Genomic DNA, 24,658 nt, shown 5'->3' on the forward strand with positions numbered 1-24,658 from the left:
CAGCCGTGGGGCACTTTTGACGAGAGCGGCTAACTGCGTGTGGGATGAAAGTGATTCGGGATAATAAACGCCACGAAAAGTTAGTCATGAGCATTTACCTGGAATTTCGACTGTAAGTGTATTGGAGTGAGTCGCTTGTAGGAATTTTATATTTCGAATGAAGGTGAAATGGATTTGCGATGTAATACTAGGATTATTTGCCGTGGTAAAAATCTGCGGGGCTCTTATATAACGCGAACATCATTGCACTCATGGAAGAATTGATTTGATTTAATTTAATCTATTTGGATAGGTGTGCCGAGCCAGCTATCAAGGCGGTGGCGCGCTGCGGTGAGGGAATGCCGATTTCAGATTTTTGTTTCAGAGTTCTCCTATGTTACTTCCAGTTACTGATTAATAAAGTCGCGAGTGTCATGAAATCTGACCCGTTTAATTCTGTCAGTATTTTCTCAATCCTGATCGGGTCGATTTTCATTGCAATGTTGACGCTGTCGGTCCCGCTCTAGGGTAATGCGCCGACAGCGTCTGATGTTTCGTCACTCATCTTTAATCAGGGCAAAGAATGAACAAGACATATCGATCAATCTGGAACGAGACCACGGGGACTTGGGTCGCGGTTCAGGAAAATGCCGTTGCGCGCGGGAAGAGCAAGTCCAAAGGGGAGGTGCTCGTTGCAGTGACCGCAATTGGTGCCGGCGTTGCTGGACTCATGCTGCCGGGCGCCGCGTGGGCCGATATGTGCGTGTCTTGGGCAACTAACTCGTATATGAACTACGTGCCCACCACCGGTACGGTAGCCGGCTGCTCGGCTTGGGGCAACACGGACATTATCGGCGACACCGCCGGGAAGTCGGCTTATACCGCCATCGGCCAAGGCAATACGCAGCTCGTCGTCAGCTCGACGCAGCAAGTGATCGCGTTCTCCCCGGGCTCGGCCGGCACCTACATTGCGAAGATGACCGCTGGTAGCGCCACGAATCCCGGCGTTCTGCTTTCCGGCCTCGCCGCAGGTGTGAGTACGCAGGATGCCGTCAACGTCAGCCAGCTCAAGCCCGCCGTGACGGCGCTTGGCGGCGGTGCTTCGATCAATGCGAGCACGGGCGCCGTTACGGGCCCGACCTACACGCTTACGAACGCCAACTCGATCACGGGGCAGCCGTCCACCACGGCACAGACGACGGTAGGTGGCGCGTTCACCGAGGTCGACACCGCGCTGGGGCAACTGAATACCACCATCAGCAACATCAACAACGGCGGTGGCATCAAATACTTCCACACGAACTCGACGCTGGCTGATTCGTCGGCGACGGGGGCGAACAGCACGGCCATCGGTCCGGTAGCTTCAGCCGCGGGCACGGACGCGGTCGCGCTCGGTAATGGCGCTACTTCGGTGGGGGACGGCGGTTTGGCGGTCGGTGCAAGCTCCACTGCTGTGGGGGACTACGCCGTCGCGATCGGTATGAGCTCCACGGCGACGGCCCCGCAGGCTACCGCAATCGGTGCGGCAAGCCTGGCAACCACGTCTGGCGCGACTGCAATCGGCTCCGCTGCGACGGCAACCGGACAGGATTCGCTTTCGATGGGTAGCGCCAACGCGGTCGGGGACTACTCGGTCGCGTTGGGTTACGGCGAAACGGCCTCGGGAAGAAACTCGGTCGCGCTGGGCTCCAATTCGCAGGCAAGCGGTTTGAACTCGATGGCATTCGGGAATACCTCGCGGGCGAACGCCACGGACTCCATGGCGTTCGGTACGCTCGCGCAGGTCAATGCGGCGGCCACCAACTCCATCGCGCTCGGTCGCGCGACCAGCGTCACCAGCGCTGCACTGAATTCGGTTGCGCTGGGCTCGAGTTCGGTCGCCGATCGGCTGAACTCGATTTCGGTGGGTTCAGCGAACCAGCAGCGCCAGATCATTTACGTTGCGAAGGGCACGTCTGACACCGATGCGGTGAACGTCAGCCAACTGAAGGACGCGGTGTCGGCGTTTGGCTCCGGCGCAACGGTCGGCGCGGACGGTTCCATCGTGGCCCCGTCCTACGTCATTGGCGGCAAGACCCTTTACAACGTGGGCGATGCGATTGACGCGCTGGAGACGGCTGCGGACCCGACAGCTGTGCACTATGACGATACGTCGTTCTCCTCGGTGACGCTGGGTGGCTCGGGCCATGCTGCGGTCAAGCTGACGAATGTGGCGAACGGTGGGCTGACGGCCTCGAGTGTTGATGCGGTGAACGGCTCGCAACTGTACGCGCTGGGTGCAACGACCGATGCATCGGGCAACATCAACAACGCGTTCGTGGCGTACGACGACAAGTCGAAGAACAAGGTGACGCTGGGTGGCTCGGGCCATGCTGCGGTCACGCTGACGAATGTGGCGAACGGTGCGTTGAATGCATCGAGCCTGGACGCTGTGAACGGCCAGCAACTCAATGCAACGAACACAAACGTGTCGAACCTGAGCGGCGACGTTACCAGGATCAAGGGCGACATCACCAGCATTAACGGTCAGCTTGCCGATGCGGTGATCTACGACACGTCGGCGCACAACGCGGTGACGCTGGGTGGCTCGGGCCACGCTGCGGTCAAGCTGACGAACGTGGCGAACGGAGCGCTGACGGCCTCGAGCATTGACGCGGTGAACGGCTCGCAACTGTACGCCATGGGTGCAACGACCGACGCATCGGGCAACATCAACAACGCGTTCGTGGCGTACGACGACAAGTCGAAGAACAAGGTGACGCTGGGTGGCTCGGGTCACGCTGCGGTCGCACTGACGAACGTGGCGAACGGAGCGCTGACGGCCTCGAGCATTGACGCGGTGAACGGCTCGCAACTGTACGCCATGGGTGCAACGACCGACGCATCGGGCAACATCAACAACGCGTTCGTGGCGTACGACGACAAGTCGAAGAACAAGGTGACGCTGGGTGGCTCGGGCCACGCTGCGGTCGCACTGACGAACGTGGCGAACGGAGCGCTGACGGCCTCGAGCATTGACGCGGTGAACGGCTCGCAACTGTACGCCATGGGTGCAACGACCGACGCATCGGGCAACATCAACAACGCGTTCGTGGCGTACGACGACAAGTCGAAGAACAAGGTGACGCTGGGTGGCTCGGGTCACGCTGCGGTCGCACTGACGAACGTGGCGAACGGAGCGCTGACGGCCTCGAGCATTGACGCGGTGAACGGCTCGCAACTGTACGCCATGGGTGCAACGACCGATGCGTCGGGCAACATCAACAACGCGTTCGTGGCGTACGACGACAAGTCGAAGAACAAGGTGACGCTGGGTGGCTCGGGCCACGCTGCGGTCGCACTGACGAACGTGGCGAACGGAGCGCTGACGGCCTCGAGCATTGACGCGGTGAACGGCTCGCAACTGTACGCCATGGGTGCAACGACCGATGCGTCGGGCAACATCAACAACGCGTTCGTGGCGTACGACGACAAGTCGAAGAACAAGGTGACGCTGGGTGGCTCGGGCCACGCTGCGGTCGCACTGACGAACGTGGCGAACGGAGCGCTGACGGCCTCGAGCATTGACGCGGTGAACGGCTCGCAACTGTACGCCATGGGTGCAACGACCGATGCGTCGGGCAACATCAACAACGCGTTCGTGGCGTACGACGACAAGTCGAAGAACAAGGTGACGCTGGGTGGCTCGGGCCATGCTGCGGTCACGCTGACGAATGTGGCGAATGGTGGGCTGACGGCCTCGAGTGTTGACGCGGTGAACGGCTCGCAACTGTACGCGCTGGGTGCAACGACCGATGCGTCGGGCAACATCAACAACGCGTTCGTGGCGTACGACGACAAGTCGAAGAACAAGGTGACGCTGGGTGGCTCGGGCCATGCTGCGGTCACGCTGACGAATGTGGCGAACGGAGCGCTGACGGCCTCGAGCATTGACGCGGTGAACGGCTCGCAACTGTACGCACTGGGTGCAACGACCGATGCGTCGGGCAACATCAACAACGCGTTCGTGGCGTACGACGACAAGTCGAAGAACAAGGTGACGCTGGGTGGTGTGGGTACGACCACGCCGGTGACACTGCGCAACGTCGCAGCGGGCACTGCGCCAACTGACGCGGTCAACGTGCAGCAGCTGCACGACACCGCTGTGAATGGCAACCCGTACATCGGCGGGATCGGCGCCTCGTACAACGCGACTAACGCCGCGAAGGCTACCGCTCTCAACGCGGTTGCACTGGGTCTCGGCTCGGTGGCGGACCAAACCCGTACGATTTCCGTGGGTAACAGCGCGACCGGCTTGACGCGTCGTATTACCAATGTGCAGAACGCCACCGGCGATAATGACGCGGTGAACTACGGTCAGATGAAGACCGCACTGGGCATCAGTGACGCCGACACGCAGGCGGCGCTCAAGCAGTCCAACAGCCAGATGCTGGCGGCCATTCAGAACGTCGACAGCCAGCTCCAGTCGGTCAGCCAGCAGCTTCAAGCGACTCGATCGCTTGGTGCAACTTCGGGCAGCGCGTACTTCCAGGCCGACGGCGCAGGTGACGGCAGTGACAACGCCTCCGTCGAAGGGGGTGAAGGCGTAGCGGTTGGTGCAAAGGCCGTTGCTGTAGGGGATGGTGGCCTGGCGGTCGGTGCAAACTCCACTGCTGTGGGGGACTACGCCGTCGCGATCGGTATGAGCTCCACGGCGACGGCCCCGCAAGCTACCGCAATCGGTGCGGCAAGCCTGGCAACCACGTCTGGCGCGACTGCAATCGGCTCCGCTGCGACGGCAACCGGGCAGGATTCGCTTTCGATGGGTAGCGCCAACGCGGTCGGGGACTACTCGGTCGCGTTGGGTTACGGCGAAACGGCCTCGGGAAGAAACTCGGTCGCGCTGGGCTCCAATTCGCAGGCAGCCGGTATGTCCTCGATGGCATTCGGGAATACCTCGCGGGCGAACGCCACGGACTCCATGGCGTTCGGTACGCTCGCGCAGGTCAATGCGGCGGCCACCAACTCCATCGCGCTCGGTCGCGCGACCAGCGTCACCAGCGCTGCACTGAATTCGGTTGCGCTGGGCTCGAGTTCGGTCGCCGATCGGCTGAACTCGATTTCGGTGGGTTCAGCGAACCAGCAGCGCCAGATCATTTACGTTGCGAAGGGCACATCTGACACCGATGCGGTGAACGTCAGCCAGCTGAAGGACGCGGTGTCGGCGTTTGGCTCCGGCGCAACGGTCGGCGCGGACGGTTCCATCGTGGCCCCGTCCTACGTTATTGGCGGCAAGACCCTCTACAACGTGGGCGACGCGATTGACGCGCTGAAGGACGAGGGTGGCGGCGGTAACGATCCGATGGCGGTGCACTATACCGATGCCTCGATGTCGAAGGTGTCGCTTGGCGAAGGTTCGACTACGCCTGTGATGTTGACGAACGTGGCGAACGGTGGGCTGAATGCATCGAGCGTCGACGCGGTGAACGGTTCGCAGCTCTATGCGCTGGGCGCAAAGACGGACGCCTCGGGCAACATCGAGAACAAGTTCGTGGCGTACGACGACTCGTCGATGAACTCGGTCACGCTCGGCGAGAGCATGACGCATGCCCCGGTCGCGCTGCACAACGTGGCGGCGGGACTCGTGAACGCGTCGAGCTTTGATGCGGTGAACGGCACGCAACTCTACAGTCTGGCCAACTCTACGGCGGACGCGCTGGGCGGCGGCTCGACCGTGAACGACGACGGCTCCATCACAGCGCCGACCTATAACTTCGGCGGCAAGACGTTCTACAACGCGGGTGATGCGTTCACGTCACTTTACGGGGACATCACGGATGCCGGTGGTTCGGTCGATGCCGTGAAGTACGACTCGCCGGCGCATGACTCGGTAACGCTCGGTGGTGCAGATCACGATCCGGTCGTCCTAACGAACGTGGCGAACGGTGGGCTGAATGCCTCGAGCGTCGACGCGGTGAACGGCTCGCAGCTCTATGCACTGGGCGCGAAGACAGACGCCTCGGGCAACATCACCAACGCATTCGTGGCATACGACGACACGTCGATGAACGCGGTGACACTGGGCGGCACGGATCACGTTCCGGTCGTGCTGACGAACGTGGCGAACGGTGGGCTGAACGCCTCGAGCGTCGACGCGGTGAACGGCTCGCAGCTCTATGCACTGGGCGCGAAGACGGACGCCTCGGGCAACATCGAGAACAAGTTCGTGGCGTACGACGACAGTTCGATGAACTCGGTCACGTTCGGCGAGAGCATGGCACACGCGCCGGTCGCGCTGCACAACGTGGCGGCCGGACTCGTGAATGCGTCGAGCCTCGACGCAGTGAACGGCGCGCAGCTCTACGGTCTTGCTAGCCAGACGGCTAACGCGCTGGGCGGTGGCTCGACGGTCGATGCCAAGGGTGCACTCGTGAACCCGACCTATATGATCAGCGGCGAGACGTACCACAATGTGGGCGAAGCGATCGAAGCATTGATTGATGGCGGTACTAGCGGCAACGACCCGTTGGCTGTGCACTATGACAGCGCCAAGTGGAACTCGGTGACGCTCGGCGGTTCGGACCATTTGCCGGTGACGCTGACGAACGTGGCGAACGGTGGTCTGAACGCTTCGAGCGTTGACGCGGTGAACGGCTCGCAACTGTACGCACTGGGTGCAACGACCGACGCGTCGGGCAACATCAACAACGCGTTTGTGACCTACGACGATTTGTCGAAGAGCAAGATCACGTTGGGTGGTGCGGGTTCGACCACGCCGGTCGTGCTGACCAATGTGGCTAACGGCATGTTGACCGCATCGAGTTCCGACGCAGTGAACGGCTCGCAGCTTTACGCGTTGGGCGCGAAGACGGACGCTTCGGGCAATCTGCTCAACGCATTCGTGGCGTATGACGATACGACGATGAGCTCGGTGACGTTCGGTGGTTCGGGTCACGATCCTGTCGTGCTGCATAACGTGGCGAACGGTGTGGCCTCGACCGACGCGGTCAATGTCGCACAGCTCGAAGCGATGGGTGCGAACATTGACAGTTCGGGCAACGTCACTAACGCGTTCGTGGCCTACGACGATATCTCGAAGAACAAGGTCACGCTCGGCGGCAGTGGTCATGCACAGGTCCTGATCACCAACGTCAAGGCCGGTAGTGTGTCGGCAAGCAGCAGCGACGCTGTCAACGGAGCTCAGCTCTACGCTACTGCCTCGAGCACGGCCAGCGCGCTGGGTGGTGGTTCGACGGTTCGCGCGGACGGGTCGATCTCGGCTCCGAGCTACGCGATCGGCGGCACTACCTTCAACAATGTGGGCGGCGCACTGACGAATCTCGACGGCCGGGTGTCGAAGATCGAGACCAGCGTGACCAATATCGAGGGTCAGGTAGCCAACGCTGTCCAGTATGACTCGTCGGCACACGACAAGATCACGCTGGGCGGGTCGGGCACCACGACGGCCGTCGCGTTGACCAACGTGGCAAATGGCACGTTGAGCGCCGATAGCCTCGATGCGGTGAACGGTTCGCAGCTATACGCAACGAACCAGAACGTCGCGAATCTGACCACGCAGATTCAGAATATCAACGTCAACGGTTCTGAGTATCTGTCGACCAACACGACGAGCGGTGCGGCTTCGGCCACGGGCACGAACTCGATCGCGACGGGCGGCGGTGCGATCGCTTCGGGTGCGAACTCGACGGCGATTGGCGACAAGGCGCAGGCCACGGGCAACAACTCGGTTGCACTGGGTGCGAACTCGGTGGCGGACGAGGACAACACCGTGTCCGTGGGCTCGCAAGGCAACGAGCGCCGTATCACCAACGTCGCGAACGGCGTTAACCCGACCGACGCTGCGAACGTGGGTCAACTCCAGAGCGGCTTGAATGCGCTTCAGAGCAACATGAACTCCGTGGCTCGCAACGCCTACGGTGGTGTCGCAGCGGCAACCGCGCTGACGATGATTCCGGACGTCGATCAGGGTAAGACCATTGCAGTTGGTGTCGGTACGGCCAACTTCCAGGGCTACCAGGCAGTGGCGCTCGGTGCGTCGGCTCGCATTACCCAGAACCTCAAGGTGAAGCTGGGCGGTGGTTACGCCTCGGGTGGCGGTGCAACGTACGGTGGCGGTATGTCGTACCAGTGGTAAGCGTCTGAAGCTCAACCGGTTGCGGTGCGGTACGGCCGCATCCGGTATGCCTCGCTTTCCCCGTTATTCGGCCACACAGTTCAGGCCAAAACGCAAAGCGGACTCCCTCGGGAGTCCGCTTTTTATTTTTAGCGATGTGTTCTGACTGCCGCGCTGCGTTAGGCGCGAATGCTCAGCCGTTCGCGTCCAGCCTTCTTCGCGCGATGATCTCCTTAGCATCGGCGAGTTTCTCGGCCAGCTCCGGCCCCCGCTGCAGCGCCACGCCCACCGCGAGGATGTCGCCGATTGCGAGATGGGAGGTCCGCGAAGTCATCGGCGAGAAGATGTCGGTGTCCTCATCGACGTTTGCGTGCAGTCCCACGCTTGCGAGGCGCGCAAGAGGCGAGGTGCCGTGCGTGATCGCGATCACCTTCGCGCCGCGTTCGAGCGCCGTGCGCGCGGCGTCCACGATATCTCGCGTGCGCCCGGTGTTCGAGATTGTCACGACTACGTCGCCGGGACCGAGCAGCGCCGCCGACATAAGAAACGTATGCGGATCGGAATACGCGACGCTCGGCATGCCAAGGCGAAAGAACTTGTGCTGCATGTCCTGCGCGGCGATGCCCGAACCGCCCGCGCCATAGAACTCGATACGCGACGCGCGCGCGAGCAGATTGATTGCGGCGGCGAGCGAATCGGTCGAAAGGTTGTTGCGCACTTGCACGAGCGCGCCGATCGTGCGATCGAGCACCTTGGCGGCGACGCCGGACACCGGCTCATCCGGGTTCACGTCGCGGTAGACGGCTGGATGCTCCGTCGGCAGGTCTGCGGCGACCGCCTGCGCCAGCCGGATCTTGAACTCCCGGAACCCCGAAAATCCGAGCGCATGGCAGAACCGCGCGATGGTCGGCTGGCTCACGCCCGCGCGTTCGGCGACCTCGGTCATCGAAAGATCGAGCACTTCGCGCGGCGCGTCGACAACGTAATCGGCGAGCTTGCGCTCCGATGGGCGCAATTGCTCGCGCATGGCTTTCACCTGGGACAGCAGCATCAGGAAACTCGCACTATGCTGAAAGATCCGTGGACTATAGCGGATCGGACGTTATGTACAAAAACTACAGGAGCGCCATTTGCTTCTTTCTGAACTGGGCGGTGTTATTCGGCGTATAGCCCGTCCATAAACAGACTAGGCGTTCATTTAATGCTGCGCTCCCAGGGTCTTTCCGGGATTGTCTGCTTGTAGTTTTTCTACTAACATCGGGCCATCGCTGATCGGACCGTCGAAAACGCGTTCGATCCGGCCCCGAGCGTCCCCGCCGAGACAAGAAGGAAGGAGATTCGATGGTTTCCCCGCATTCTCAGTTGATGAAGGTCACGCAGCGCGTGATCGAGCGCAGCAAGCCCACGCGCGAGGCCTATCTGGCGCGCATCGCGGCTGCTCAGGACCGGTTCCCGGCGCGCGGCGCGCTCTCATGCGCGAATCTCGCGCACGGCTTCGCCGGCCTCGAAGGTCGCGACAAGATCTCGATCAAGTCGATTCGTGAGCCGAACATCGGCATCGTCTCGGCCTATAACGAGATGCTTTCGGCGCATGCGCCGTACAAGGATTTCCCAGACATCATCAAGAAGGCGGCCCGCGAAGGCGGCGGCGTCGCGCAGTTCGCGGGCGGCGTGCCGGCGATGTGCGATGGCGTCACGCAGGGCAACGCCGGCATGGAGTTGTCGCTCTTTTCGCGTGAAGTGATCGCGATGAGCACGGCCGTCGCGCTCACGCACAACATGTTCGATGCGGCGCTGTGCCTGGGCGTGTGCGACAAGATCGTGCCCGGCCTCCTGATCGGCGCGCTGCAATTCGGCCATTTGCCCACGATTTTCGTGCCCGCCGGTCCGATGACGAGCGGCATCACGAATGACGACAAGGCCAAGGTGCGCCAGCAGTTCGCCACAGGCCAGTGCGATCGCGCGGCGCTGCTCGAATCGGAGGCGGCCGCCTATCACGGTCACGGCACCTGCACGTTCTACGGCACGGCCAACAGCAACCAGATGCTCATGGAGATCATGGGCCTGCATCTGCCGGGCTCGGCCTTCATCCATCCGCACACGCCGCTGCGCGACGAACTGACCGCCGCCGCAGCGCGCCGCGTGCTCGAACTCACCGTCGAGCGCGGCAACTACACGCCGATCGGCCATGTGGTCGACGAAAAGGCCGTGATCAACGGCATCGTCGCGCTGATGGCGACGGGCGGCTCGACCAACCACACGCTGCACCTCGTGGCGATGGCACGCGCGGCGGGCATCATCATCGACTGGAATGACTTCGACGTGCTTTCGGACGCCGTGCCGCTGCTCGCGCGCGTCTATCCGAACGGCAAGGCCGACGTGAACCATTTCCACGCGGCGGGCGGCATCGCGTTCCTCGTGCGCGAACTGCTCGACGGCGGCCTGCTGCACGAAGACGTGAATACCGTCGCGGGCCGTGGCCTGCGTCACTACACCGAGGAGCCGAAGCTCATCGACGGCAAGCTCACGTGGGTGCCGGCCGTCGAGAAGAGCGCCGACGAGTCCGTTCTGCGTCCGCTCCCGACGCCGTTCCAGCCGGACGGCGGCTTGCGCTTGATGCAAGGGCGTCTGGGCCGCGGCGTCATCAAGGTTTCCGCCGTCGCGCCGGAGCGCCGCAAGGTGCGCGCCCCCGCCATCGTGTTCGATTCGCAGGAAGCCGTGCAGGAAGCGTTCGACCGCGGCGAGCTCGAGCGCGATTTCGTGGCCGTCGTGCGCTTCCAGGGCGCGCGCGCCAACGGCATGCCGGAGCTGCACCGCCTCACGCCGCTGCTCGGCGTAATGCAGGACAAGGGCTTTCACGTGGCGCTCGTGACCGACGGGCGCATGTCCGGTGCGTCGGGCAAAGTGCCCGCCGTGATCCACGTTTCGCCGGAAACGCTGCTCCACGGCCCGATCGGCAAGGTTCGCGACGGCGATATGATCGTGATCGACGCGGTGGAAGGCGTGCTCGACATCGAAGTGGATGCTGCCGAGTGGGACGCGCGCCCGGTTGCACAGCCCGCGCATCAGGCGCTCAACGAAGTGGGCTTTGGCCGCGAGCTTTTCGGCGTGTTCCGCGCCACTGCCGCGCCGGCGGAACTGGGCGCGACAGTGTTCGGTCCGCTCGTGGGCGAACAGGCTGCGCCCGCACCCGCCGCTGCGACCACCCATGCGCCGGCCCATGCCGCTAACTGAATTCATCATCAAGGAGCCTGAACATGGCAAATAGCACAGTCGCCGACATCGTCCGCCTGGGTCCCGTCATCCCGGTGCTCGCATTCGACACGCCGGAGCAGGGCGAGCACGTTTCCCGCGCGCTCCACGCGGGCGGCGTGAAGGTGCTGGAAATCACGCTGCGCACGAAGGCCGGCCTCGAAGCCATCGAGCGTGCGGCGAAGATCGCGCCGGACATCGTCGTGGGCGTGGGCACGATCACGAAGCCAGAGCACTGCGCGCTCGCGAAGAAGGCCGGCGCACAGTTCGGTGTTTCGCCGGGCCTCACGCGCGAGATCCATCAGGCCTCGCTCGACGCGGGCCTGCCGCTCCTGCCGGGCGTGATGACGCCGACGGACATCATCGTCGCGATGGAACTGGGCTACGAAATCGTCAAGTTCTTCCCGGCGGTACCTGCGGGCGGCCTGAACATGCTGCAGGCCTTCCACGGCCCGTTCCCGACGCTCAAGTTCTGCCCGACGGGCGGTATCAGCGCCGAATCGGCTCCGACCTTCCTCGCGCTGCCCAACGTGGTGTGCGTGGGCGGTTCGTGGCTCACGCCGAAGGCGGCAATCGCCGCGCAGAACTGGGACGAAGTCACGCGCCTTGCGCACGCCGCGAGCGAGCTTTCGCGCCCGGTGCGCTGAAAGAGCGCTTCTGCTTGACGCTCGCGCCGTATGCTGCGGCGCAGCGATGACTGGAACGCCGCGCCCCTCGTGTGCAGGAGGGGCGCGCAACGAGCCGCGCAAACGACGCCTTTATGGCGCTCGCGTTGCGCGGCTCGTTCGTCTTTCAAGCACGCTGCACCAAAAGTCGTTATAAGCTCTACAATCCCCGGCCCGGCGACGGCCGGCCCTTTCGTTCCCCATCAGTTCCACGTGTGCCGCAGCCGTTGCGCGCCACACGCGTCGCCGCACAGGGCGAAAGGACTTCGAACAACTACCTGGAGAAGAGCCTCATGGGAGTGGCCCACGGCAGCATGCTGCTGATTTACGCGCTCGTCGCGATCGCCGCGTTGATCCTGCTGATCACGCGCTTCAAGGTTTATCCGTTTCTCGTCCTGATCATCGTTTCGCTGCTGCTCGGTCTCGCCGTCGGCATGCCGATGGATCAGATCGTCAAGTCGTTCGAGACCGGCAACGGCAACACGCTTGGCCACATTGCCATCGTGGTGGGCCTCGGCACGATGCTCGGCAAGATGATGGCGGAATCGGGCGGCGCCGAGCGCGTTGCCACGACGCTCATCCGCTGGTTCGGCGAGAAGAATATTCACTGGGCCATGATGTTCGTCGCGATCATCGTCGGCCTGCCGGTGTTCTTCGAAGTCGGCTTCGTGCTGCTCATTCCGATCGCATTCAACGTCGCCAAGCGCACCGGCAAATCGCTGCTGCTGATCGGCTTGCCGATGGTGGCGGGTCTCTCGGTCGTTCACGGGCTGATTCCGCCGCACCCAGCCGCGCTCCTCGCCGTGCAGGCGTATCACGCCGACATCGGCAGGACCATCGCTTACGGCCTGATCGTGGGCGTGCCCTGCGCGATCATCGCCGGCCCGCTCTTCGCACTCTTCATCCACCGCTTTATCAAGCTGCCGGAAAGCAATCCGCTCTCCGAGCAGTTCGTGAGCAAGGCCGAGCCGAAGCCCGACAGCGAACTGCCGAGCTTTGGCGTCACGCTCTTCACGATCCTGCTGCCGGTGATCCTGATGCTGATCGGCAGCTGGGCCGATCTCGTGTTCGCGCCCAAGACGTTGCCGAACAATCTGTTGCACTTCATCGGCACCTCCGACGTCGCGCTGCTGATCGCCGTGCTGGTAAGCTTCTGGACCTTCGGCGCGCAACGCGGCTTCACGCGCGAGCAGATCCAGAAGTTCTGCGGCGACTGTCTCGCGCCGATCGCGGGCATCACGCTGATCGTGGGCGCGGGCGGCGGCTTTGGCCGTGTGCTGATGGACAGCGGCGTGTCGAAACAGATCGTCGAACTCGCTCAGAACGAACATCTGTCGCCGCTTTTGCTCGGCTGGCTCGTTGCCGCCATGATCCGTCTCGCGACGGGCTCGGCGACGGTCGCCATGACCACGGCCTGCGGCATCGTCGCGCCGATCGCATCGGCCAGCGCCATGACGGTGAAGCCGGAGTTGCTCGTGCTCGCCACGGGCTCGGGCTCGCTGATCTTCTCGCACGTCAACGACGGCGGTTTCTGGCTGATCAAGGAATATTTCGGCATGACCGTGGGTCAGACGTTCAAGACCTGGTCGTTGCTCGAGACCATTATTTCGCTGCTGGGGCTTGGCCTCACGTTTGCCTTGGCGGCAGTGTTGTAACGAGGAGCAGTAAATGATTCTGATAGCGATGGGCGTGTCGGGCGCGGGCAAGACACGCATCGGCGAATTGCTCGCCGAGCGCCTCAAGTGCACCTTCACCGACGGCGACGCCTTCCACAGCGAAGCCAACAAGAAGAAGATGCACGACGGCATTCCCCTCACCGACGACGACCGCTGGCCGTGGCTGCGCACGATACGCGCGGCGATCGAGGAGAAGCAGCGCGCCCACGAGACGGCTGTGTTCACCTGCTCGTCTCTCAAGCGCTCGTATCGCGACATCCTGCGCGGCAACGATCGCGACGTGTGCTTCGTCTACCTGAAGGGCTCGTTCGAAGTGCTGCATGAGCGCCTCGCCTCGCGCACCGGCCACTTCTTCGACCCGTCGCTGCTGCAAAGCCAGCTCGACACGCTCGAAGAGCCGGGCGCCGACGAGGCGATCGAGGTGAGCATCGAACTCACGCCGGAACAGATCGTCGACGAAGTGATCAAGCAGATGGAAGCGCGCGGCAACCAGGCGTCCTGATCTCGCGGCCGTAAACGAAAAAGCGCTCGATTCAATCGAGCGCTTTTTTTATGGCCTTGCGGTGTCGCGATTACGAAATGCGCTTGGCCAGTTCCACTGCCTTGCCGACGTACGAGGCGGGCGTCATCTCCAGCAGACGCTTCTTCGCGTCTTCAGGAATCGCGAGACCGCTGACGAACGTCTGCAGGGCTTCGCGCGTGATGCCCTTGCCGCGCGTGAGTTCCTTCAGTTGCTCGTACGGATTCTCGATGCCGTAGCGGCGCATCACAGTTTGCACCGGCTCGGCCAGCACTTCCCACGTGGCGTCGAGGTCGTCGTTCAGGCGCTGCGGGTTCACTTCGAGCTTGTCCAGGCCGCGGATCAGCGCGTCATACGCGAGCAGCGAGTAGCCGAACGCGACGCCGATATTGCGCAGCACCGTCGAGTCGGTGAGGTCGCGCTGCCAGCGCGAAACGGGCAGTTTGTCGGCGAGGTGGCGCAGCGTGGCGTTCGCGAGGCCGAGGTTGCCTTCCGAATTTTCGAAGTCGATCGGGTTGACCTTGTGCGGCATGGTCGACGAGCCGATTTCGCCGGCCTTCGTCTTCTGCTTGAAGTAGCCGAGCGAGATGTAGCCCCACACGTCGCGGTCGAGGTCGAGCAGGATCGTGTTCGCGCGCGCCACAGCGTCGAACAGTTCCGCCATGTAGTCGTGCGGCTCGATCTGGATCGTGTACGGGTTGAACACGAGCTTCAGGCGCTGTTCGACGACTTCCTTCGAGAACGCTTCCCAGTCGAATTCCGGATACGCCGAGAGGTGCGCATTGAAGTTGCCGACCGCGCCATTCATCTTGCCGAGCAGTTCGACCTTCTCGATGCGCTGGATCGCCCGGGCCAGACGCGCCGCGACGTTGGCGATTTCCTTGCCGAGCGTCGTGGGGCTGGCCGGCTGGCCGTGCGTGCGCGAGAGCATCGGCTGGTCAGCGTGCGTGTGCGCGAGCGTGACGAGCCGTTGATGCACCGAGCGCAGCGCCGGCAGGATCACGTGCTCGCGGGCGCCCGCGAGCATCAGGCCGTGCGACGTGTTGTTGATGTCTTCCGAGGTGCAGGCGAAGTGGATGAACTCGCTTGCGCGTTCCAGTTCCGGCTGACCCTTCACCGACTCCTTGAGCCAGTACTCCACGGCCTTCACGTCGTGGTTCGTCACGCGCTCGATGTCCTTGATGCGCGCAGCGTCGTGCGCCGTGAAGTTCTCGGCGAGCTTGAGAAGGAACTGCTCCGACGCTTGCGAGAAGCGCGGCACTTCCGCGAAGCCCGCCTGCGACAGCGCGATCAGCCAGTGGATTTCCACGGTCACGCGGTTGCGCATGAACGCGGCTTCCGAGAGCCAGTCGCGCAGCGCTTCGGTTTTCGAGGCGTAGCGGCCGTCGAGCGGGGAGAGCGCGTTGAGCGCGAAGAGGGTATCGGGACGAGTGTCGGACATGATGGGGACGTAACGTAGCGCGTTACGCTCAGTTGGCAGTCGGTTGCAGTCAGATTCGAGACGGCGTGAACCCAAGATTTTATCACCTTGCCGACAGGGGCCGAGGCCGGCGCTGTCAGCGGCGGCTGAGGGGCGACTGAGCGGCGGGTCGTGACGTGCCCTGAGGCGTGACGTCGCGGCCGCCTCTTAACGGGATCGGGAGTTTTGAGACGGGGATAGAGTGCGATCACATCAAAAGTTTGCGCTTAATCAAATGTTTGCCGCCATGACCACCGATGCACCCATTCTCCCTTCCGACAAGGTCGCTGCTCTGATCGAAGCCGGTCTTGCTTGCCACCGCGCGGGCCAGATCGACGACGCCCACGCTTACTATCAATCCGCGCTCGCGGCGCACCCCGAACATCCCGGCGCGCTGCACTACCTGGGCGTGATTGCGCTCGGCCGCGACCAACTGAAGGAAGCCGCCGCCCTGATGGACCGCGCGCTCGCGAAGGCGCCCGAGAATGCCGAATATCTTGCCAATCGCGGCGTGGTCGCGACCCGCCTCGGCGACCATGCGGGCGCCGCCGCCTGGCAGCGCAAGGCGCTCGCGCTCGCGCCCGATTTCGCGAACGCACACAACAATCTCGGCAATGCGCTGATGGACCTCGGCGATATCGCGGGCGCCGCGCAGCACTATCGGCGTGCGCGCTCGCTTGCGCCGCAATCCGCGCACTTCGCGTTCAATCTCGGACGCGCACGGGAAGCCGACGGCGCAAAAGACGCCGCACTTGCGGAGTTCCGCGCCGCCGCCGCGCTCGATCCCCATGATCTGACGACGCTGATCCACATGGGCCGACTGCTGCGCTCGATGGAGAAGCACGCCGAAGCGGCCGCCTGCTTCGAGGCTGTGATCGCGCGTGAGCCTGACAATGTGCTCGCGCTCTTCGAGCTCGGCTACGCCTACGACGCGATGCACCGCTATGAAGAGGCGATTCCGCATTACCGGCGTGCTGCGCAGCTCAAGCCCGATGGCGCGGGCATCGTCAACAATCTGGCATTCGCGCTGACTGCGCTCGCGCGCTACGACGAAGCGGAAATTGACTATCGACGCGCGTTGGAACTGAACCCGGACCTGCCCGAATCGCGTTTTCAGCTCGGCATGCTGATGTTGCGGCGTGAAGACTACATCGACGGTTGGCCGCTCTTCGAGAACCGCAAGCTCACCTCGACCGCCAAGGCCAACTACCGGAAGTTGCCGTGCCCCGAGTGGCAGGGCGAGCCGCTCGCTGGCAAGCGCTTCCTGATCTGCCGTGAGCAGGGCGTGGGCGATCAGATCCAGTTCGTGCGCTATGCGGGGCTGCTGGCGCAGATGGGCGCGCAGGTTCACGCGTGGGTCGCACCGGAACTGGCGTCGCTCGCCGCGACGGTGCCGGGCGTTGCGCGCGTGCTCGACGCCGCGCCGAGCGACGAAGCCATCGCATCGGATTACGACTACTGGTGCGACGTGATGAGCCTGCCGCTGAAGTTTCCTGGCCGGCCGATCTATGCCGACATGCCTTATATGCACGCCAATGCCGTGCAGGCCGCCGCCTGGCGCGCACGCGTGAACGCGCTGGCCGGCGCCGCGCATCGCCGCATCGGGCTCGTCTGGGCCGGCAACCCGCGCCATCATTTCGACGCTTTCCGTTCCGTTGCGCTCAAGTCGCTTCTGCCGCTTTCGGCGCTCGCCGGCAACGCCTGGTTCGCGATCCAGAAGGGCCCGGGGACAGCGCAGCTCGCACCGGTCGCGGGCCGCTGGCCGATGGACGCGCTCGGCGACGATCTGCACGACTTCGCGGCCACGGCGGCGCTCATCGAAGCGCTTGACCTCGTCATCACGGTCGATACGTCGGTCGCGCACCTCGCAGGCGCGCTCGGCAAGCCGGTGTGGGTGCTGCTTGCCGCACAGCCCGACTGGCGCTGGGGCAAGGATCGCGCGGATTCGGTGTGGTATCCGTCGGCGCGCGTCTTCCGCCAGACCACGCTCGGCGACTGGAGCGGCGTGGTCGCCGAACTGGAAACCGCGCTCTCCCAGACGTCCCGCTAACGTAGCCGGCCAGCGCTGCGCGAAATTCGCCGCGCGGGCGCCCGCGGGCCTAGAATGCGGACTTCTCATCCGCTCGCTGGCCCCGCATGGAACTCAAATGGCTCGAAGACTTCGTTTCGCTTGCGGAGACGCATAGTTTCAGCCGCTCGGCCGAACTGCGCCACGTGACGCAGCCGGCTTTCTCGCGCCGTATTCAAGCGCTCGAAGCGTGGCTCGGCACCGAGCTGATCGATCGTTCGGTTTACCCGACGCGTCTCACTGCGGCAGGCCAGGTCTTCTACGAGCAGGCGCTCGCGATGCTTTCGCAGTTTCATGAGGCGCGCACCCTGTTGCGCGGTCACACGGCCACGCCCGCCGCGACGATCGAGTTCGCAGTGCCGCACACGCTTTCGCTCACGTATTTTCCGCGCTGGCTGCAGCGCATCGAGGCGAAGCTCGGCCGCATTCACACGCGGCTGCGCGCGCTGAACGTGCACGACGCCGTGCTGTCGCTCGTGGAGGGCGGCTGCGACCTCGTGATGGGCTATCACCACCCGAGCCACCCCGTGACGCTCGACCCCGCGCGTTACGACACGCTCACGCTCGGCATCGAGTCGATCAGCCCGTATTCGGCGCCGCAGCGCGCGGGGCGCGCGCGTTACACGCTGCCCGGTACGCCCGATGCGCCCACGCCGTATCTCTCCTACACGCCGAACGCGTATCTCGGCCGCATGACCGAGGTGATCGTCGCCAACGCTCCGGCGCGGCTCTATCTGGACCGAGTGTACGAAACCGACATGGCAGAAGGACTCAAGGCGATGACGCTCGCCGGTCACGGCATCGCCTTTTTGCCGCACAGCGCGGTGGAAGAGGCCGTGGCCCAGGGCGAGCTGATCCGCCTCGACCGGGGCACGCGCGGTGTGCCGGAGGGCCAGTTCACGCTCGACATGGAAATTCGCCTCTATCGCGACAAGTTCGCGACGCAGGGCGACGACGCGCGCCAGGCGCTCGTGCGTGAGTTGTGGGAGGCGGTAAGCGAGGAACTTGCGCAGGGCAAGCGCTGACACAGCGACAGCCCGCAGCGCAAACAGTCAGGTTATTTCAGCCTGTAAGGCCCGAACCACGGAGCACGCGACACGTTTTTTCGACTTCGGGGACGTTATGCACGAAAAGCATAACGGGATGATCAAACGGCATTGGATTTCAAGTGGGCGTTTTCTGACAATGGCACCACTTGTTCGATCGGAGCGTTCATGTCATCCCAACTGCAGTCGGTTCCTTCCTATCTCCACGCCGATGATCTCGGCCCCTGGGGCAACTATCTTCGTCAGGTCGACCGCGTAGCGCCGTATCTCGGCTCGCTTTCGCGCTGGCTCGAAACGCTCAAGCGTCCGAAGCGTATCCTGATCGTCGATTGCCCGATCGAACTCGACAACGGCACCGTTGCGCACTTCGAAGGCTACCGTGTCCAGCACAACGTTTCGCGTGGTCCCGGCAAGGGCGGCGTGCGTTATCACCAGGACGTTACGCTCTCCGAAGTAATGGCGCTGTCTGCGTGGATGTCGGTGAAGAACGCTGCAGTGAACGTGCCGTACGGCGGCGCGAAGGGCGGTATCCGCGTCGACCCGCGCACGCTTTCGCGTGGTGAGCTCGAGCGCGTCACGCGCCGCTACACCAGCGAAATCGGCATCATCATCGGACCAAACACCGACATTCCCGCGCCGGACGTCAACACGAACGAGCAGATCATGGCGTGGATGATGGACACCTACTCGATGAACCAGGGCCAGACGGCCACGGGCGTCGTGACGGGCAAGCCCATCTCGCTCGGCGGCTCGCTTGGCCGCCGCGAAGCAACGGGCCGCGGCGTGTTCGTCGTCGGTTGCGAGGCTGCGCGCCGCACGGGTCTGTCGATCGATGGTGCACGCATTGCCGTGCAGGGCTTCGGCAACGTCGGCGGCATTGCTGCCCGCCTGTACCAGGAAGCCGGTGCGAAGATCGTCGCCGTGCAGGACCATACCGGCACGCTCTACAACTCGAGCGGCATGAGCGCGGAAGCGCTGCTCGAGCACGTCGCGAAGACGGGTGGCGTGGCGGGCTTCTCGGGCGCTGAAGTCATGTCGAACGACGAATTCTGGACCGTCGAAACTGACATTCTCATTCCGGCCGCGCTGGAAAACCAGATCACCGAGAAGAACGCCGGCAAGATCCGCACGAAGATCATCGTGGAAGGCGCGAACGGCCCGACCACGACGGCAGCCGACGACATCCTGCACGACAAGGGCATTCTCGTGATTCCCGACGTGGTGGCGAACGCGGGTGGCGTGACCGTTTCGTATTTCGAGTGGGTGCAGGACTTCTCGAGCTTCTTCTGGACCGAGAACGAGATTAACGAACGTCTCGAACGCGTGATGCGCGAAGCCTTCACGGCGGTGTGGCAAGTGTCGAGCGAGCAGAAAGTCTCGATGCGTACCGCGGCATTCATCGTTGCATGTAAACGCATCCTGATGGCGCGCGAAATGCGCGGTCTGTACCCCTGATCGCACGCGGGAGCGCACTCGCGCCGCGAGGTGACGGAACAATGACGGCGCAGTGACCGCGTGGTGACGAGGCAGTGACAAGTTTTTGCGCTGCACATCAAGGCGCATAGAAGGCGGACGTTCTCCACAAGGGGGCGTCCGTCTTCGCACATTCAGCGTTGCGCCAGGGTCACTCTTGATTCTTTCAAAATAATTACCTTGTTAAACTGGCGATGGTTCCTGTACCGGAGAAAACAATGCAAATCAAAAAGACCGCCGCTCTGCTCGCACTCCTTGGTTTCGTCGCCACCAGCGCTTTCGCGCAGGACGCGGGCACACTCAAGAAGATCAAGGACACGGGCGTCATCTCGCTGGGCCACCGTGAGTCGTCCATTCCTTTTTCGTACTATGACGACAAGCAGAATGTGATCGGCTACTCGCAAGACTACGCGATGAAAATCGTCGAGGCGGTCAAGCAGAAGCTGAACATGCCGAACCTCAAGGTCAAGATGGTGCCCATCACGTCGCAGAACCGCATTCCGCTCGTGCAGAACGGCACGGTGGACTTTGAATGCGGCTCGACCACGAACAATGCCGAGCGTCAGCAGCAGGCCGCCTTCACGAACACGATTTTCGTGATCGGCACGCGCCTCATGACGAAGAAGGATTCGGGCATCAAGGACTTCGCCGACCTCAAGGGCAAGACCGTCGTGACGACGGCAGGCACGACGTCCGAGCGCATTCTGCGCAAGATGAACCAGGACAAGAGCATGGGCATGAACATCATCAGCGCGAAGGACCACGGCGAGTCGTTCATGACGCTCTCCACGGGCCGCGCAGTGGCGTTCATGATGGACGATGCGCTGCTCGCGGGCGAGCGCGCCAAGTCGAACAATCCGGGCGACTTCGTGATCGTCGGCCAGCCGCAATCGCGTGAAGCGTACGGCTGCATGATGCGCAAGAACGATCCTGAGTTCAAGAAGGTCGCCGACGACGCCATCGCCAAGGTCCAGACTTCGGGCGAAGGCGACGTGATCTACAAGAAGTGGTTCGAATCGCCGATTCCGCCGAAGGGTCTCAACCTGAACTTCCCGATGAGCGACGACATGAAAGCACTGTTCAAGAATCCGAACGACAAGGCGATCGATTAATACGGCCACGGCCGTTCGACCTCCATCCAGCGTTTAGCACGGAACGGAAGAAGCGCCGCTTCTTCCGTTCTTTTTCTTGGAGTCTCTATGTCCTATCACTGGAACTGGGGCATTCTGCTCAGCCCGGTCTCGACGGGCGAACCCACCACGTACCTGGGCTGGATCCTCTCCGGGCTCTGGGTGACGGTCTCGGTGTCGCTGTGCGCGTGGGTGATCGCTCTCATCGTCGGGTCGTTCTTCGGCGTGCTGCGCACGGTGCCAAACAAGTTTCTCGCGGCCGTCGGCACGGTCTACGTGGCGATCTTCCGCAATATTCCGCTTATCGCGCAGTTCTTCATCTGGTACTTCGTGTTGCCGGAAATCGTGCCGCAATCGATAGGCAATGCGTTCAAGCAGTCGCCGCCGGGCGTGCAGTTCTTCACGGCGTCGGTCATCTGTCTCGGGCTCTTTACCGCAGCGCGCGTGTGCGAACAGGTGCGCTCGGGCATCAACGCGCTGCCGCGCGGCCAGCGCGCGGCCGGCCTCGCAATGGGCTTCACGCAGTGGCAGACGTACCGCTATGTGCTGCTGCCGGTCGCATACCGCATCATCGTGCCGCCGCTCACTTCCGAGTTCCTGAACATCTTCAAGAACTCGGCGGTGGCCTCGACGATCGGCCTGCTCGATTTGTCGGCCCAGGCGCGCCAGCTCGTCGATTACACGGCGCAGACGTATGAGTCGTTCATCGCGGTCACGCTCGCTTACGTGCTCATCAATCTCGTCGTCATGACGCTCATGCGCTGGGTCGAGGCGAAGTCGCGTCTGCCCGGCTACATCGGAGGCAAGTGATGCATCACTTCGACTGGAGCGGCATTCCGGGCGCGTTGCCCACGCTGTGGACGGGCGCGATCATCACGTTCAAGATCACGCTGTGCGCGATCGTGGTCGGCATTCTGTGGGGTACGCTGCTCGCGCTCATGCGGCTTTCCAGCGTGAAGCCGCTCGAATGGTTTGCCAAGGGCTACGTCACGGTCTTCCGCTCGATCCCGCTCGTGATGGTCCTGCTGTGGTTCTTCCTGATCGTGCCGCAGGTACTGCAAAACGTGCTGGGTCTGTCGCCCGACATCGACATTCGCCTCGCTTCCGCGATGATCGCGTTCTCACTGTTCGAGGCCGCGTATTATTCGGAGATCATTCGCGCGGGCATTCAGGCCGTGCCGCGTGGGCAGGTGAACGCTTCGTTCGCGCTCGGCATGCGCTACGGCCAGGCCATGCAATACGTGGTGCTGCCGCAGGCGTTCCGCGCGATGGTGCCGCTGCTGCTCACGCAGGCGATCGTGCTGTTTCAGGACACCTCGCTCGTGTACGTGATCAGCCTCGCCGACTTTTTCCGCACGGCCACCAATGTCGGCGACCGTGACGGGACGATGGTCGAGATGGTACTGTTCGCGGGCGCGTGTTATTTCGTGATTTGCGTGATCGCGTCGAGCCTTGTGAAAGGTCTTCAGAAAAAGGTCGCAAGATGATTTCAATTAAGAACGTTTCGAAGTGGTACGGCCAGTTCCAGGTGCTGACCGACTGCACGACGGAAGTGAAGAAGGGTGAGGTGGTGGTGGTGTGCGGGCCCTCGGGCTCGGGCAAGTCCACGCTCATCAAGACCGTCAACGGGCTCGAACCGTTCCAGCAGGGCGAGATCCTCGTGAACGGCGAGTCGGTGGGCGACAAGCGCACCAATCTCTCGAAGCTGCGCGCGAAGGTGGGCATGGTGTTCCAGCACTTCGAGCTGTTCCCGCATCTGTCGATCACCGAGAATCTCACGCTCGCGCAGATCAAGGTGCTCGGCCGCGGCAAGGACGAGGCCACGCAAAAGGGCTTGAAACTGCTCGATCGCGTGGGCCTGCGCGCGCATGCCGATAAATTCCCGGGCCAGCTCTCGGGCGGTCAACAGCAGCGTGTGGCGATTGCGCGCGCGTTGTCGATGGACCCCATCGCCATGCTGTTCGACGAGCCGACCTCGGCGCTCGACCCTGAGATGATCAACGAGGTGCTCGACGTGATGGTGGAGCTTGCCCAGGAAGGCATGACCATGATGTGCGTGACGCACGAAATGGGCTTTGCCAAGAAGGTCGCGCACCGCGTGATCTTCATGGACCAGGGGCTCATCGTCGAGGACGATCAGAAGGAAGCCTTCTTTGCGAGCCCGAAGTCGGACCGCGCGAAGGATTTTCTGGCGAAGATCCTGCACTGAGGCTGCGGGTTCGCCCGCTTCCAGAAAGCAAAAAAGCCGCGCTCGATGCGCGGCTTTTTCGTTTCGGGCGTCGCCCGGCTTACTCGCCCCAGGTCTGCAGTGCGGCCATCGCCTCCGGGTCGATCTCGCCCGGTTGCGCGCCGCACGGCGCGCTGGCCGACGCATCGAGCGAAGGGTTGACGAGCTTGTCGAGCACCTTCTGCGGCACCGGTACGCTCGTTTGGGCGATCACGTCGCCGTGCTGGAACATCAGCAGGTCGCCGGGGGCGAAGCGTGTCCACACCTCGTTGTCGGTGAGCGGCGCGGTGGCGATCACGGCCACGCGGTCCTCGGGCGTCGTGTACTTGGCGAAGTCGATGGAGACGTCGGCATCGACGAGATGTGCCGTCGAAAACGGCCAGCGCCGCACGAGATAGTAGAGATGCGTCGAGCAGTGCGCGAACAGCGCCTGGCCGTTCGACATCAGAAAGTTGAAGACGCCGAACTGCGTGACCTCGCGCGTGAGCGATTCCAGCGCGGCGAACAGTTCGTCGAGCGGCGGCTGCGCGCCGGGGAACGCCTCGCGCAAGCCTTGCAGCAGCAGGCAGAACGCGCGCTCGCTATCGGTCGTGCCAACCGGCTGATACACGCCCGACATCTCCGGGTTGAAGTCCTGCAGGTCGCCGTTGTGCGCGAAGATCCAGTGCCGGCCCCACAGTTCGCGCAGGAACGGATGGCTGTTCTCAAGCGCGCAGTTGCCTTGCGTGGCCTTGCGGATATGGGCGATGGTGTTGCGCGACTTGATGGGGTAGTGCTTGACCATCTCGGCGATCGGCGAACGCGCTGAAGCTTCGTTGTCGATGAAGAGGCGGCAGGCCTTGTCCTCGAAGAACGCGATACCCCAGCCGTCGGCGTGGTGATCGGTGGCGCCGCCGCGCGCCGCGAATCCTGTGAAGGAGAACGTGACGTCCGTCGGCGCGGCGCAATTCATTCCGAGAAGTTGGCACATGGTGCTGATGGTGCGTGATGCGACTGAGACGCGACTGGGACGGCGGCTGCAGTGGTAGGCGGGACCCGCCGTCGACCCGG

15 protein-coding genes are annotated in these 24,658 nt (G+C 63.1%); 12 read left to right on the top strand and 3 right to left on the bottom strand.

All coding sequences use genetic code 11. The annotated features are described in order from the left end of the window. The first annotated feature begins 562 nt into the window (after positions 1–562). The gene (locus L0U83_RS01855; RefSeq protein WP_233879886.1) at positions 563–8,113 is read left to right on the top strand and encodes a YadA-like family protein; all 7,551 of its coding nucleotides are present in this window, start codon (positions 563–565) and stop codon (positions 8,111–8,113) included. A gap of 172 nt (positions 8,114–8,285) precedes the next feature. Here the strand turns inward: L0U83_RS01855 and L0U83_RS01860 are convergent, their stop codons facing one another. Next, a complete protein-coding gene (locus L0U83_RS01860; RefSeq protein ID WP_233879888.1) occupies positions 8,286–9,143 on the bottom strand; it encodes a MurR/RpiR family transcriptional regulator in 858 nt (285 codons plus the stop codon). A gap of 290 nt (positions 9,144–9,433) precedes the next feature. Between L0U83_RS01860 and edd the strand changes: the two genes are divergently transcribed. The 4 genes from edd (at position 9,434) to L0U83_RS01880 (ending at position 14,187) form a co-directional block, all read left to right on the top strand. Beyond that, positions 9,434–11,326, top strand: a complete 1,893-nt coding sequence (gene edd, locus L0U83_RS01865; protein ID WP_233879890.1) for a phosphogluconate dehydratase — start codon at positions 9,434–9,436, stop codon at positions 11,324–11,326. Between the two features lie 23 nt (positions 11,327–11,349). Then, entirely contained in the window at positions 11,350–11,991 is a 642-nt protein-coding gene (eda, locus tag L0U83_RS01870) for a bifunctional 4-hydroxy-2-oxoglutarate aldolase/2-dehydro-3-deoxy-phosphogluconate aldolase (protein WP_110385350.1), read from the top strand. A 311-nt stretch (positions 11,992–12,302) separates the two neighbouring features. Continuing rightward, complete coding sequence (locus L0U83_RS01875) at positions 12,303–13,664, top strand: GntP family permease (RefSeq protein WP_233879892.1); 1,362 nt, start codon at positions 12,303–12,305, stop codon at positions 13,662–13,664. Positions 13,665–13,677: 13 nt separating this feature from the next. Continuing rightward, on the top strand, positions 13,678–14,187 hold the full coding sequence (locus L0U83_RS01880; protein ID WP_233879894.1) for a gluconokinase: 510 nt from the start codon (positions 13,678–13,680) through the stop codon (positions 14,185–14,187). Between the two features lie 70 nt (positions 14,188–14,257). Here L0U83_RS01880 and purB read toward each other — a convergent pair whose 3' ends face one another. After that, positions 14,258–15,646 carry an adenylosuccinate lyase gene (purB, locus tag L0U83_RS01885; RefSeq protein WP_233879896.1) on the bottom strand — a complete coding sequence of 463 codons (1,389 nt, stop codon included), beginning with the start codon at positions 15,644–15,646 and terminating at the stop codon, positions 14,258–14,260. A gap of 265 nt (positions 15,647–15,911) precedes the next feature. On the opposite strand from purB, the gene L0U83_RS01890 reads away from it, so the two are divergent. The 7 genes from L0U83_RS01890 (at position 15,912) to L0U83_RS01920 (ending at position 23,590) form a co-directional block, all read left to right on the top strand. After that, on the top strand, positions 15,912–17,714 hold the full coding sequence (locus tag L0U83_RS01890) for a tetratricopeptide repeat protein (RefSeq protein ID WP_233879898.1): 1,803 nt from the start codon (positions 15,912–15,914) through the stop codon (positions 17,712–17,714). A gap of 86 nt (positions 17,715–17,800) precedes the next feature. Beyond that, positions 17,801–18,757: a LysR family transcriptional regulator gene (locus L0U83_RS01895; protein ID WP_233879900.1), complete on the top strand. Its 957-nt coding sequence runs from the start codon at positions 17,801–17,803 to the stop codon at positions 18,755–18,757. Between the two features lie 189 nt (positions 18,758–18,946). Then, a complete protein-coding gene (locus L0U83_RS01900; RefSeq protein WP_233879901.1) occupies positions 18,947–20,233 on the top strand; it encodes a Glu/Leu/Phe/Val family dehydrogenase in 1,287 nt (428 codons plus the stop codon). A gap of 236 nt (positions 20,234–20,469) precedes the next feature. Next, entirely contained in the window at positions 20,470–21,363 is an 894-nt protein-coding gene (locus L0U83_RS01905; RefSeq protein ID WP_233879909.1) for a glutamate/aspartate ABC transporter substrate-binding protein, read from the top strand. Between the two features lie 87 nt (positions 21,364–21,450). Continuing rightward, positions 21,451–22,191 (top strand): amino acid ABC transporter permease, encoded by a 741-nt coding sequence (locus L0U83_RS01910; protein WP_233879910.1) that lies wholly within the window; start codon positions 21,451–21,453, stop codon positions 22,189–22,191. Beyond that, complete coding sequence (gene gltK / locus L0U83_RS01915) at positions 22,191–22,868, top strand: glutamate/aspartate ABC transporter permease GltK (RefSeq protein WP_201694307.1); 678 nt, start codon at positions 22,191–22,193, stop codon at positions 22,866–22,868. The genes L0U83_RS01910 and gltK overlap by 1 nt, the downstream gene beginning before the upstream one ends. Next, entirely contained in the window at positions 22,865–23,590 is a 726-nt protein-coding gene (locus tag L0U83_RS01920) for an amino acid ABC transporter ATP-binding protein (protein ID WP_201694305.1), read from the top strand. The genes gltK and L0U83_RS01920 overlap by 4 nt, the downstream gene beginning before the upstream one ends. A 79-nt stretch (positions 23,591–23,669) precedes the next feature. Here L0U83_RS01920 and L0U83_RS01925 read toward each other — a convergent pair whose 3' ends face one another. After that, the gene (locus L0U83_RS01925; RefSeq protein ID WP_233879912.1) at positions 23,670–24,578 is read right to left on the bottom strand and encodes a class II glutamine amidotransferase; all 909 of its coding nucleotides are present in this window, start codon (positions 24,576–24,578) and stop codon (positions 23,670–23,672) included. Positions 24,579–24,658 lie beyond the last annotated feature (80 nt).

It is taken from the genome of Paraburkholderia flagellata, assembly GCF_021390645.1.
GTDB classification, from domain to species: Bacteria; Pseudomonadota; Gammaproteobacteria; order Burkholderiales; family Burkholderiaceae; genus Paraburkholderia; species Paraburkholderia flagellata.